Below are 13,081 nucleotides of genomic sequence, written 5' to 3'. Positions count from 1 at the left end.
CTATTATTGAATTGCATCTGTTCCAATGTTGTAGTTTAATTCTTGTTTAGACAGCTGCAGGTTTAACTGCTGCTGGTTAAGCCGCTGCTGCAGGTCGTTGTAATCGTTGAAGAAATCAATAAATTCCAGCAGGCTGATCTGTTTTTGCTGATAGCTTTTCAGCATATTCTGGAACATGCCCTGGTATTTGGTATAGAAATCTTTTTGCGTGGTGCTGTTCTGTGCAATGGTGAGCATCAGTTTCTGGTAAGCATTGCTTACGCTGTTGGCCAGGTCTGTTTCGGCGTTTTGTGTAACAGCCTGCTGCTGTTTGATGCCAAACTCAGCTGCTTTGATATTGCCCTGGTTTTTGTTAAACACTGGCAGGGGCAGCGATATACCCAGCCCTACGTAATTGGGTGCAAAGTTCGAATTGCGGTCGAAGTTGGGGCCAACTGTGATATCCGGCACGCGCAGCGCCTTCTGGTAGGTAAGGTTCTGCTGCTGGTAAAGTGTTTGGGCCACCTGCAACTGGTAGTTGGGATTGTTTTGCTTCGCCATGTCCTGCAGCGATTGCAGGTTATACGTGAGCTGTGCGTTGGCACTGCTGTCTGTGGCTGATTCGGGTTTTACAAAGCTTTCGTCTTTCAGCTGCAGCAGGGTTTTCAGGTCTGTTTCACTGTCGGCGATGGTTTTATTGATATCGGTCAAATCCTGGTTTAAACCAATAAGCAATGCCTGTATGCGCAGCAATTCTTTCTGGGCAATATTGCCCAGGCTAAACTGTGCCTGCATGGCGTTGAGCAGCGGGCTTAGCTGCTGCTGCTGTGCCAGCAACAGGTTGCGGTTGGCCAGCTGCTGCTGCAGGGTAAAATAATCGATATGCAGCTGGTAGCGCAGGTTGCGCAATAAATCCTGCAGCTGCAGTTCGCTTATTTTGCTGTTGGTGCTTGCCAGGTCAATCAGCTTGCCGCGTTTGCGCGCGGTTTTTATCAGCTGTTGTACCTGTATAAAATACTGGCCGCTGTACGAGCCGTCGGCATTGTGGCCATAAGGGAAAAATTTCCCGTTGGCATGAATCACCTGGTCGGTATTCAATACGGGGTTATCCCATAGTTTGGCCTGCTCTATCAGGGCCTTCTGGGCGTCTACATTGTAATGTGCCGCCAGCAACTGGAAATTACTGTCTATAAATCTTTTCTCTACGGCCTGTATCGATAGTACAAGGGTGTCCCTGGCAGGTAAAGCCTGTGCGTGGGATTTCCCAAGCACCAGCGTACATACAGCCATGGTCAGCAGCCTTGCAATGGGCCTGCACGTGCATGTGTTCATGTCCGGTAAATTATTAAATTCTGATAGTGGATTGTTGAGGGAACGGTTACAGGCAAAGCGCTGTTAACAGTACTCAGTCAGGTACACGGGATAATGAATGTACCTGTTGCCCCGTTTGCTTTCAAAACGAAGACAGGATGGCCCTAACAAAGGTTCTTGGGGGGAGGGGGATTGATTTCCTTAAAGTACTGGTATGCGTAATCCTGTTTAAACTGGCTGGTGAAGTTGTGCTGCTGTATTTCAGGCACCCGGAACGGGATATACTGCTTCAGATCAATGATCTTGATGGCAAGGTGCTTGTGCAGCTGAAGATCTTTGTGATTGTTGTTGGTACGCTGGTATTCAGGAAGTGCATTTTTGTTATCCAGCACTACTTCCGCTACGTACTCTACAATGGAATTGATTTCGTTGAAATCGCCCACAGTGTGGTTGTGTTGGGCCAATGGCCGGAAGTCTTGCGTATAAATACTCAGGTTGAGTATCTGTATCGCAACCACAAATGCAAAAAATCTTGCAGTATGTAGTTTTAAGTTTGACATGTCCGGAATCAGGCACAATGTTACTGTGAAAAAATCGAAATTTTTGTTAAACAGATAATATTCATTTAATCTTAATCTGTTTACGAAGGGCAAAATAGTTAAAAATGTAACGCGCTTGCTAAACTGGCAGACAAAATTTTTGCAACTGCAGTACAAGCGCTGTTAGCATTGTGAGTGCAGACCAGGAAATTGCTGTGTGTTCATCCAGTCATGAGCGGCTGTGAGGACACAGCCGCGGGCGGAACAGGAAACAAAAAACGGCTGCCGTGCAAAGCACAGCAGCCGTTTGATATCGTTACTTAGTTGAGATTAACCTTTCACTGTGGCAGCAGCCTGGGGCTTCTTCGCCTCTTCTTCAGGTTTGCCCAATGGTTTGTCTTTTGCAAAGTCAACCAGGATAGGAGCCGCTACAAAAATAGAAGAGTAAGTACCGGTAACCACACCAATCAGCATCGCGAAAGCGAAACCTTTGGTTACTTCACCACCTACCAGGAACAGGATCAGGATGGTGAGGAACACGGTGAGTGATGTCATTACTGTACGGCTCAGTGTCTGGTTAATAGCGCGGTTGATGATGGTACCCTTGCTTTCACCTTTCATAATGCGTGAATCTTCACGGATACGGTCGTACACGATCACGGTATCATTCATCGAGAAACCAATCACCGTCAATATTGCAGCGATAAAGTGCTGGTCAATTTCAAGCGGGAACGGCACTACCTTACGCAGGAAGCTGAATACTGCCAATGTTACAAACACGTCGTGCAGCAACGATACGATGGTACCCAGTGAATACCTCCAGTCGCGGAAGCGGATGAAGATGTATAAACAGATAACCAGGATAGAGATAACCGTTGCTTTGGTTGCACCGCTTTTCAACTCGTCAGAGATGGTAGGCAGTACGGTTTGTGAACGTTGTTTGTATTTAGCCTGGAAATCTTTAAAGCTGAGGCCCTGTGGCAGGAATTTGGTCAGGCCTTTGTACAGGGTTGCTTCTACAGCCGAATCAACGTTGTTACCGGTTTCGTGAATGCGGTAAGCAGTGGTGATGTTGAGCTGTGTAGGCTTATCTACTGTTTTAACGGTAGGATATTCGCCGAATACTTCTTTCAGGTCGTTCAGCACGGCGTCGTGGCTTGGTGCTTTATCAAACTGAACGGTATAGCTGCGGCCGCCTTCAAATTCAACACCTTCGTCAAAGCCATTGAAGAAAGAAGCAATACCCAGCAGCAGTACGATACCGGAGATTATATAGGTTACTTTCCTGTACTCAATGAATTTATAGGAAGCGTGTTTGAACACTCTTTTAGAAATACCTGTAAAGTAGTTGAAGTGACGGTTTTTGTTGGTATAGATGTCAGAGATCAACCTTGAAACAAGGATACCACAGAACAGTGACAGCAAAATACCGATGATCTGTGTGGTTGCAAAACCCAGTACCGGGCCCAGGCCAAAGTAAGCCAGGATGATGGCAGTTAACAAGGTAGTAACGTGCGCATCGAGTACAGGTGCATAAGAGCGTTTGTAACCGTTGGCAACCGCTGTTTTGTAGTCGCTGCCCTTGGTGAGCTCTTCCTTGATACGTTCAAAGATGATTACGTTGGTATCTACGGCCATACCAATGGTGAGTACCAGACCGGCAATACCGGGCGCAGTAAGCGTAAAGCCCAGTGCACTCAATACACCAATGGTAAACAGCAGGTTTAAGATCAGCGCAATATTCGCAACCCAGCCAGCTGTGTTGTAGTACACCAGCATCAGGGCGAAGATTACCACGAAAGAAATTGCGAAAGCCAGTCCGCCGCCTTTTACAGCTGCAATACCCAGCGTTGCACCCACAATCTGCTCCTGTACAATTTTAGCAGGGGCAGGGAGTTTACCTGATTGCAGAATGTCTGCCAGGTCCTGCGCTTCTACCAGCGAATAGGAACCGGAGATTTCTGAAGAACCATTCGGGATAGGACCGTTTACAAACGGTGCGCTGTAAACAATGTTATCGAGTACGATGGCAATAGGTTTGCCTACGTTTTTCTCTGTGAGTTTAGCCCAGATACGGGTACCGATAGGGTCCATGCTCATTTTAATGGCAACACGGCCTCTTTCGTCGTAGTCCTGGCGTGATTCGCTTACATGCTCACCTTCCAGCGGCGCAGAGCCGTTGTCGAGTGTTTTGATAGCGTAGAGCGACAGTACGTTTTTAGCTTTGGGATCTTCGCTGTCGGCTTTGCCGTACATGAACGCCAGGTTGCTGGGGAACTTGTTGCGAACAATATCCATACGCAGGTAAGCGCCGATCTGTGCAGTATCTTTTACCAGTACACGGCCAATGTTGGAAGGGAACTGAACACCACCAGCCTGTGTGCGCTGGCCCTGTTCAAAATACACCATGCTCCTCAGCGGTGCTTCTTCCTGCCTTATCTGGTTAGAATCTTTAACGGCTGCAGCAGTGCCTGTTTTGGCATTGCCCAGCTGGCTTAAGCTGGATACTTTGGTAGTATCAGCTGCTTTGGCAGCAGTATCGGTGTTGGCTGCATAACCGGAAGCAGCGGCAGTTGTATCCGTTGCTGCAACGGCTTTATTGCCTTTCAGGTATTCTGACAGTGCTTTATCAGCAGCCAGTACCGATTCACCTACTTCACCAATGTTATATACCTCGAAGAACTGCAGGTTGGCAGTGCTTTGCAGGTAACGGCGTACGCGCTCAGCATCATTAACACCAGCCAGTTCAATGGTAATGATACCTTTGGCAGGATCGGGGTTAATGGTAGGAGAGGCTACACCAAAACGGTCGATCCTGGTGCGCAGGATGCGGTAGGTATTGTTAAACGCTGTGGTGGCCTGTGTTTTCAGGTAGTCCAGCACTTTTGCGTCTGAAGCATCGTACTTGATAACGTTGTTACTGCGTGAAGCAAAGAAAGGCGCCAGTTTGGTGCCCGGACTTACTTTCTGCAACTCTTCGTTAAACAGTGTAATGAGGTCAGCACCACCGTTTGCCTTGCGGGCTACAGCCTGTGCCAGTGCCTTGTTGAAATTGGGGTCTTTGGTATTATCGGCCAAAGAACGGATCAAACCGTCCAGTCCAACTTCCATGGTAACACTCATACCACCCTGCAGGTCCAAGCCGAGCTTCAGCTCGTTGTCCTGCGCGCTCTGATAAGTCGTTAAACCAAAAGGACCAATTTTCGTGTCCTTTGTGCTGTCCAGTAAACGATGAAATTTTTCATCGCGGATTTGTTTCAGCGAATCGGCATAGGCAGCCTGCATATCCTTGTCGGAATATTTCTGCTCAGGCTTCTGGTAATTAGCCGACATGTATTTGTCAGCCTTTTCTCCCATGCTGCTTTCATGGCTGCGTACAATCCATGTAAAAGACAGTTGGTACAGACAAATCAAGATGAGCGCAATCGTAAAAAAACGCACCAAACCTTTCAGTTGCATACTTGTAAGGGTTTTCAATTTTTAGTGAGGGGCAAAGATAGGGGAATGGAAATGAAAAAATGACAGCAAAAAAAATCTGTTCAACAGCCGCCTGATTCACAGGTGGAAAACGCGTTTAAGCCTTGCCTGCATTGGGTTACACAATTTTTGACAGATGGCCCGGAATGCCAAAAAAAGAAGGGACTGCCATTTTCCCGGTTACCCCGAAGTCCTTTTTCTGGCAGTTTAAACAACTGTTCTAACGCACATTGTTGATGGTAATATCGAAGAAAAGCGGGGCATTTTCCGGTATCAGTTTGCTGTTGGGAAAACAGGCATAGGCCAGTGAAGAGGGGATAACCAGTTTGATATGCCCGTTTTTGCGCACCCACGGTATGCCGGTTTGCCAGCCGGGAATAAAATCGCTCAGCATATAGGTATTGCTCTCCTGCACAAACACGGTATTGTTCAGCAGCATGCCTTCGTAGGTAACGGAAATATAAGAGCTGGGTAAAATGGAATCTCCCGCGCCGGGGTCTATTATCTGGTAATAAATACCGCTCGCGGCATCTACCTTATAGCTGATGTTGTTACGCTGGCAGAATGCGGCCAGTTGTGGTGCCTCTGCTGCGGGACTAACAGGCTGGCAGGTTTTGTCGTTCGATTTTAAACAGGAAGCAAATAGCCATGCCACCGCAGTGGCTGTCAGCAATAATCTCATCGGTTTGTAAAAGAGGGGTTTATACAGAAGACTGTTCAGAGCCGGGTTCTGCTGCTTTTTGTTGCTGTTTATCGCCCGAACGCTTCTTGGCCTGCAGTTCCTGGTATTGCTGTTCGTTCATTTCCCAGCGGTATCGTTTGTAAAATACACCGGTAAAAATGGCCACAATTACTACGCCCAGCAGCAATACATTGGGGTTTAGCTGTGAATTGGCCACCATATCTGCCCGCTCGTACCATCTGCCGGTACTTACCGAAAGCAGCACGGCGCCGCCCAGCGCAAGACCCACAGGAGCGCCTATATACAGCTGGCGGAGCAACTTTTTGTCCCGGTCGCGGTTCTTTTCCCAGTACTGGATAAACTTTTCTTCGTGTGGCGATAACATGCTGCAAATGTAGCAAAGAACAGCGGGTGTTTTGTTTCCATGTGTAAAATGCCTATTTTGCCCAAAATTGCAGTGTGAATAAGTTTGATACATTACTTTACGATTATCTTGTCAGCCAGAGAGAAGTTGCCATAGCCAAAATTGGTGTACTGCATGCGACTGCCGAATCTATCACCGTTGCACAGGGAAATGAACAGGTAAGCATTCCGAAGGTGCACTTTACCTACAACCGCCGTACCGAAACATCTGCAGGTTTAATTGCGTTTATCGCAGAAAAAATAGGAAAGAACAAAATGCTGATTGAGGCTGACCTTGATTCGTATTTTGAACAGGTTCGCCAGTTTATTAACCTCGGCAAACCCTACCTGATACCACAGATAGGCGCTATAACGCTGAATAAACTGGGCGAATACGAATTTTCGCAGCAAAATAACGAGGTGTATGCCAATGAAGAAAAGGCACAGCGCCAGTACTACCAGTCAGAAAGCGGCCACCACAACGAGGCGTACCGCGCCCGCAGCAAAAACAGGATTGCCGGTATTGCCATTGTTATTATTGCCCTTATTATTGGTGGATTAGGCTGGGGGGCCTACACCTTGTTTTTCAACAAAAGCAAGGCGCCTGCAGTGGTAAACGAACCGGTTGGCACACCGCCGGCCGCTGCACAACAGCCTGCTGCCACGATCGACAGCTCTGGCCGCATGCCCGATAGCCTGGCCCAGAAACAGGCTGCTGCGTCAACCCAAACTACCGCAGCACCGGCACCTGCAGGTAATGGCCAGTGGAAATTTGTGTTCGAAACTACAACCAGCTCAGAAAGGGCACATACCCGTACTGCGCAGCTGCTCTCCTTCGGCGACCCAGCCGAGTTCGACAGCATCCGCGAAAACAACGCATTTGTATACCGCCTGTACTTTAAAGCCAAAGCTACCCCGGCAGATACAACCCGTGTAAGAGATTCCCTGGCTACCTATTTCCAGCGCCGGGTGGTGGTGATACCGTAAACGCCGGTGAATAGTGAATGGTGGATAAGCAATAATGAATACAAAGAGAAGCCCCGCAAAACATGCTGTTTGGCGGGGCTTTTTGTTGTCTCGAAAAAATAAACAGAAATAAATAAAACAATGAACAGGGAATAGCTGCAAGTCGCCGCAGGCGACAGATAGTACCTGCTGCAATCATCTCGACTGTCGATGTCTCGATTCCCGAACTGTTACCCGCTACGATCACTGACGACTGACGTCTCACGAAAATCGCTACGTTCATCCACTATTGCCTATTCACTATTCACCGGCCTGGGGTTTCACTCATCACTGACCACACTTACCATCACCCAACAAAAAAACAGCCGCTGCATTGCTGCAACGGCTGTTTTATGAGAAAGAACGTTGGGGTACAACATTCTGTGCATACGACTAGTAATCCATACCGCCCATGCCAGGGTTAGGACCATGGCTGTGCGCTGCTTCAGGTTTTGGTTTGTCGGCAACTACACATTCTGTAGTTAACAGCATACCTGCAATTGAAGCTGCGTTTTCCAGTGCAATACGGGAAACTTTGGTAGGATCGATAACACCTGCCTTAAACAGGGGTTCGAATACTTCGGTACGTGCGTTGAAACCAAAGTCGGCTTTGCCTTCTTTAATTTTCTGCACCACGATAGAACCTTCAATACCGCTGTTGGCAACAATCTGGCGAAGGGGTTCTTCGATAGCGCGTTTGATGATAGCGATACCGGTAGTTTCGTCTTCGTTGGCACCTTTCAGTTTTTCCAGTGATTCTGTTGCACGGATGTAAGCAACACCACCACCGGGAACGATACCTTCTTCAACAGCAGCCCTTGTAGCGTGCAGTGCATCGTCTACGCGGTCTTTCTTTTCTTTCATTTCCACTTCTGTAGCAGCACCAACGTACAGTACAGCAACACCACCGGCCAGTTTAGCCAGGCGCTCCTGCAGTTTTTCGCGGTCATAATCAGAAGTAGTTGATTCGATCTGTGCTTTGATCTGGTTTACGCGAGACAGGATATCGTCTTTTTTACCTTTACCGCCAACGATTACAGTATTGTCTTTATCGATGGTGATAGAAGCAGCCTGACCCAGTGCAGTGATATCGGCACCTTCCAGTTTGTAACCCTGTTCTTCGCTGATCACCATACCTTTTGTAAGGATAGCGATGTCCTGCAGCATTTCTTTTCTTCTGTCGCCAAAGCCGGGCGCTTTAACAGCAGCTACTTTCAAAGTACCGCGCAGTTTGTTCACCACCAGGGTAGCCAGTGCTTCACCTTCGAGGTCTTCAGCAATGATCACCAGGGGACGGCCGCTCTGTGCAACTTTTTCCAGGATGCTCAGGATATCTTTCATCGCACTGATCTTTTTATCATAGATCAGGATGTAAGGGTTCTGCAGTTCAGCTTCCATTTTTTCGCTGTTGGTAACGAAATAAGGAGAGATGTAACCGCGGTCGAACTGCATACCTTCCACAACGTCAACAGTTGTTTCGGTACCTTTTGCTTCTTCAACAGTGATAACACCTTCTTTACCTACTTTACCGAAAGCCTGGGCAATCAGTTTGCCAATTTCGCTGTCGTTGTTGGCAGAGATGGTTGCTACCTGTTCAATTTTTTTGCTGTCGTTACCAACAGTCTGGGATTGTTTCTGCAGGTTGGCTACGATAGCGTCAACTGCTTTATCGATACCGCGTTTCAGATCCATAGGATTTGCACCGGCGGCTACGTTTTTCAAACCTTCGCCAATGATAGCCTGGGCCAGCACAGTAGCGGTAGTAGTACCGTCACCGGCAATGTCAGCAGTTTTTGAAGCTACTTCTTTCACCATCTGGGCGCCCATGTTTTCAATAGCGTCTTCCAGTTCAATTTCTTTGGCAACGGTAACACCGTCTTTGGTTACAGCAGGTGCACCGAATTTTTTCTCAATAACCACGTTACGGCCTTTTGGTCCGAGGGTTACTTTTACTGCGTTAGCAAGGGTATCAACACCCTTTTTCATTTTATTTCTGGCTTCGATATCGAAGTAAATCTGTTTTGCCATTATGTTTGATTTGAGAATTTGTGAATTGAATAATTGAGAACTTGATCCGCCTGTTATTAAACAATAGCGAGGATGTCACTTTCACGCATAATCAGGTAATCGTTGCCTTCGATCTGGATTTCAGTACCAGCGTATTTTCCATATAAAACTGTATCACCCGCCTTAACAGTAACAGGCTCATCTTTTTTCCCGGGACCAGCAGCGATCACTGTGCCACGCTGGGGTTTTTCTTTTGCTGTGTCAGGGATAATGATACCGCCAGCTGTTTTTTCCTCAGCAGGGGCTGGTTTTACGATCACCCTGTCGTGCAAAGGGGTAACATTGAGTTTTTTAGCCATAATGTATCAATTTTTATTTTTGTAAACAGTTGATTTTACAGGCCATTAGCCAAGCAATTTTTCGGCCAGTCAGTTCAAAAGGGTCAAATTTTCATTTTAAACCCGCCTGTATTACCGTTGTCATTCCCGGTTTCTGCCAAAACCCGGGAATAAGCGGAGTGCAAAGTAATGCATGATGACAAAATTTCAGGAAATGAGTTTAGAGAATTTCTGTTAAAGGCAAATTATTCACGATTGACTATTCACTATTCACCCGCCTTCGCTGCTTCCCTGAGGGAATAACCCCATCCCGCTGCGAGTTTGGGTTGGCTGCTGTCAGCTTTCTTCCTATCTTCGCTGCTTCTAAAGTTCTTTTTTTATGATCAGCAGACGAAATATCAGGGTTAAAGTGATGCAACTGATTTATGCACTGGAAACGATGGATGACCAGAAAACTGGCAAAACAGACCCGGTGAAAACCCTTTCCACACAGTTAGACCAGTCACGTGAGTTATTTGTTTACCTGCTGCATTTTTTAATGGAAGTTACCCGTTATGCAGAAACGGATGCCAAACAGCGCGCATCCAGGCACCTTCTTACCGCGGAAGATCTCAATGTAAATACCAAGCTGGCAGGCAACGAACTGCTCTGGAAAATACTCGAGAACGAATCGTATAAAAAAGCGGTAGCTGCTGATAATCCGAAAAACATTGAAGGTACTATCGAGTGGATCCGGAAAGTGTACCTGCAACTGCTCGAAACCGAGAAATACCAGGCGTATATTGCAGTACAGGGCCGTGAAAAATCAACGGAGAAAGACATTATCCAGTTTATTTTCACCGATCTGATGCTTGCCAATGAAGATTTCCATTCTTTTATTGAAGAGAATTTTTCCAACTGGGACGATGATGCGGAAATGATGCTGCAGCTGATTATGAACTACCTGCAAAAGCCTGCTTCCTTTAACCTGCAGGAAATGCTGGGTACAGAGAAATGGCAGTTTGCACGCAGCCTGCTCAACACCACCATGGAAAAGAAAGAGCACCTGCTTGATATCATTAAACCCAAGTTAAAAAACTGGGATGCCGAGCGTATTGCACAGCTGGACATGATTCTGATGCAGATGGGTGTGGCAGAGTTCCTGTACTTTGAAACCATTCCGCCAAAGGTTACCATTAACGAATACATTGACATAGCAAAAGACTACAGTACACCGCAAAGCGGCCAGTTTGTAAACGGCATACTCGACGGCATTCATAAAGATTTGCTGGCGCAGGATAAGATTCGCAAAACAGATTTCAGGCAGAAAGCTTAATCTCCCTACATTTGCAGCGCAATTTCCGATTCATGAAAGTACGTTCGTTTTTAATGCTCCCTGTTCTGGCACTGGCCATTGTTGCGTGTAAAAGCAACGGCTCGTCAAGGGCAGCTGCAGAACTGGAGAAAGTTCAGGCCGATACTGCCAATTACACCACTATCCAGTGGCTCGATTCAACCGTAAACTTTGGAACGGTGAATTTTGGCGAACAGGTGAAGGTAACGTTCCGTTTTAAAAACACGGGCACCAAACCGCTCATCTTAAGCAATGTAGTGGCGGGCTGTGGTTGTACAGTGCCTGATTTTACCAAATCGCCCGTGGCTCCCGGTGAACAGGGTGTGGTAACCGGCGCATTCGACAGCAACAAATCGCACCCCGGCAGCGTGCGTAAAAATATCCGGGTAACCGCCAACACCAAACCGCAGCAGCAGTTTGAGCTGGTGTTTACAGGTGAACTGAAAGAAAAGTAATACCAAATTCTTAATTCAATACAAACAACAATGATGCATGTTTATTTATTGGCAGCCCCCCAGGGTGGCGCCGGCGGCGGTGGTGGAATGCCTCAACTGATTATGATGGGCGCTATCATCCTCGTGTTCTGGTTGTTTATGATCCGCCCCCAGGCTAAAAAAGCCAAAGAGCAGAAGAAGTTCATCGAGAACCTGCAGAAAGGTGATAAAATCGTTACCATTGCCGGTATCCATGGTACTGTCAACAAAATCAACGAAGACAATACCCTGCAGCTCGAAACCAGCCCGGGCAGCTATATCAAAATCGAAAAATCTGCGATCAGTTCAGAATGGACAGCTGCTTTAAACAAAGCGCTGGCCGGTTCCACTGCAACAGAAACCAAATAATGCCCTGCGCTGTGCGGCTTTTACCGGCCACACTAACCAGCGTAGTACAAGGGAACCAGCACACCGTGCCTGGTTCCTTTTTTTTAAACTCTAACGGCGCATGACACTGAAGATTGGTTTAACCGGCGGTATCGGCAGCGGCAAAAGCACTGTGGCCGCTATTTTTCATGGCATGGGTGTGCCCGTATTTGATGCCGATGCAGCTGCCAAAAAAGTGATGACCGAAAATACCGCACTGCAGCAGGCCATCCGCACTGCCTTCGGCGACGCAGTATATGCCGGTGGCCAGCTGAATCGCCGGTTGCTGGCTTCCATCGTTTTTTCCGATCCCTTTAAGCTGGAGCAGCTCAATGCCCTGGTACACCCGCTTACCATTACCGCAGCAGATGAATGGATGCAGCAGCAAAGCTTTCCCTATGCCATTAAAGAAGCAGCCCTGCTGTTTGAAGGTGGTGGCGCCGGGCATGTTGATTACATCATTGGCGTGTATGCGCCTAAGGCCCTGCGTATACAACGTGCCATGTCGCGCGATAATGTTACCAGGCAGGAAGTATTGAAACGCATGGGCAACCAGGTAGATGACAATATTAAAATGCGTCTTTGCGATTTCGTAATCGTGAACGATGAACAGCAGCTGCTTATCCCGCAGGTAGCAGAACTGCACGAACAATTTTTAACCATCGCAAAACAGTAGCATGGCTCAGCAGGGATTTGTTGCACGTAAAAAGCCTTTCTTTATCGCGATAGCAGCAGCACTGCTCATTACCGGTGTGCTCACCTTATTTATCGCTATTCCCAAAACTGCATCTTTGTCATTACCTTACCGCTGGTCGCACATACCGCTGGGGTACAAGCGCAGCCTGCTTCACCAGTATTTCGGCCATACCACCAGCAACGATACCACATTTACTCCTTCGCAACCCGACGAATGGATTGCTTACCGCCGCAATGGGTTGTACCGTTTGGTGATGCACTACAACCAGGATTCTTTAAGCACGCATTACCAGGTTTGGTATACCTACAAGCTGGGATTTTTTCACAAATCGTATATCCTGAAAGAAGAAGATGCGAAGCAGTAGCGAGTAGCAGTTCGAGAATCGAGACCTCGACACTTCGACACTATCTTAGCGAAGACTTTAGCTGTGCGAAGAACTAAGCGGAATTTT

The 13,081-nt window shown here is 47.4% G+C and carries 13 protein-coding genes; 6 read left to right on the top strand and 7 right to left on the bottom strand.

The window, feature by feature from the left end; translation table 11 throughout:
* Nucleotides 1–3 precede the first annotated feature (3 nt).
* The 5 genes from DXN05_RS11550 to DXN05_RS11530 all read right to left on the bottom strand — a co-directional run bounded on the left by DXN05_RS11550 (nt 4) and on the right by DXN05_RS11530 (nt 6,373).
* A complete protein-coding gene (locus DXN05_RS11550; protein ID WP_116847402.1) occupies nt 4–1,311 on the bottom strand; it encodes a TolC family protein in 1,308 nt (435 codons plus the stop codon).
* Nucleotides 1,312–1,454: 143 nt separating this feature from the next.
* Nucleotides 1,455–1,850: a hypothetical protein gene (locus DXN05_RS11545; RefSeq protein ID WP_147313898.1), complete on the bottom strand. Its 396-nt coding sequence runs from the start codon at nt 1,848–1,850 to the stop codon at nt 1,455–1,457.
* 309 nt (nt 1,851–2,159) lie between these two features.
* Nucleotides 2,160–5,288, bottom strand: coding sequence for a protein translocase subunit SecDF (gene secDF, locus DXN05_RS11540; RefSeq protein WP_116847400.1), 3,129 nt, complete (start codon nt 5,286–5,288; stop codon nt 2,160–2,162).
* 238 nt (nt 5,289–5,526) lie between these two features.
* Nucleotides 5,527–5,988: an FKBP-type peptidyl-prolyl cis-trans isomerase gene (locus DXN05_RS11535; RefSeq protein ID WP_116847399.1), complete on the bottom strand. Its 462-nt coding sequence runs from the start codon at nt 5,986–5,988 to the stop codon at nt 5,527–5,529.
* Between the two features lie 19 nt (nt 5,989–6,007).
* Nucleotides 6,008–6,373, bottom strand: a complete 366-nt coding sequence (locus DXN05_RS11530) for a hypothetical protein (RefSeq protein WP_211330026.1) — start codon at nt 6,371–6,373, stop codon at nt 6,008–6,010.
* 74 nt (nt 6,374–6,447) lie between these two features.
* On the opposite strand from DXN05_RS11530, the gene DXN05_RS11525 reads away from it, so the two are divergent.
* Nucleotides 6,448–7,377, top strand: a complete 930-nt coding sequence (locus tag DXN05_RS11525) for a hypothetical protein (protein WP_116847398.1) — start codon at nt 6,448–6,450, stop codon at nt 7,375–7,377.
* 411 nt (nt 7,378–7,788) lie between these two features.
* Here DXN05_RS11525 and groL read toward each other — a convergent pair whose 3' ends face one another.
* Together groL and DXN05_RS11515 are read right to left on the bottom strand one after the other, a co-directional pair.
* The gene (groL, locus tag DXN05_RS11520; protein ID WP_116847397.1) at nt 7,789–9,423 is read right to left on the bottom strand and encodes a chaperonin GroEL; all 1,635 of its coding nucleotides are present in this window, start codon (nt 9,421–9,423) and stop codon (nt 7,789–7,791) included.
* Nucleotides 9,424–9,479: 56 nt separating this feature from the next.
* Complete coding sequence (locus DXN05_RS11515; RefSeq protein WP_116847396.1) at nt 9,480–9,761, bottom strand: co-chaperone GroES; 282 nt, start codon at nt 9,759–9,761, stop codon at nt 9,480–9,482.
* 358 nt (nt 9,762–10,119) lie between these two features.
* On the opposite strand from DXN05_RS11515, the gene nusB reads away from it, so the two are divergent.
* The 5 genes from nusB (at nt 10,120) to DXN05_RS11490 (ending at nt 12,994) form a co-directional block, all read left to right on the top strand.
* The gene (gene nusB / locus DXN05_RS11510) at nt 10,120–11,055 is read left to right on the top strand and encodes a transcription antitermination factor NusB (RefSeq protein ID WP_116847395.1); all 936 of its coding nucleotides are present in this window, start codon (nt 10,120–10,122) and stop codon (nt 11,053–11,055) included.
* Nucleotides 11,056–11,087: 32 nt separating this feature from the next.
* Nucleotides 11,088–11,528 (top strand): DUF1573 domain-containing protein, encoded by a 441-nt coding sequence (locus DXN05_RS11505; protein ID WP_116847394.1) that lies wholly within the window; start codon nt 11,088–11,090, stop codon nt 11,526–11,528.
* Between the two features lie 33 nt (nt 11,529–11,561).
* Nucleotides 11,562–11,915 carry a preprotein translocase subunit YajC gene (gene yajC, locus DXN05_RS11500; protein ID WP_211330025.1) on the top strand — a complete coding sequence of 118 codons (354 nt, stop codon included), beginning with the start codon at nt 11,562–11,564 and terminating at the stop codon, nt 11,913–11,915.
* Nucleotides 11,916–12,015: 100 nt separating this feature from the next.
* Nucleotides 12,016–12,609: a dephospho-CoA kinase gene (gene coaE / locus DXN05_RS11495; protein WP_116847392.1), complete on the top strand. Its 594-nt coding sequence runs from the start codon at nt 12,016–12,018 to the stop codon at nt 12,607–12,609.
* A 1-nt stretch (nt 12,610) separates the two neighbouring features.
* Nucleotides 12,611–12,994 (top strand): hypothetical protein, encoded by a 384-nt coding sequence (locus DXN05_RS11490; protein ID WP_116847391.1) that lies wholly within the window; start codon nt 12,611–12,613, stop codon nt 12,992–12,994.
* The last annotated feature ends 87 nt before the right edge of the window (nt 12,995–13,081 follow it).

This window comes from Deminuibacter soli (assembly GCF_003412455.1).
Lineage (GTDB): Bacteria > Bacteroidota > Bacteroidia > Chitinophagales > Chitinophagaceae > Deminuibacter > Deminuibacter soli.
Note: the sequence above shows the minus strand (reverse complement) of the source record. Positions and strands in the feature narration are given on the sequence as shown.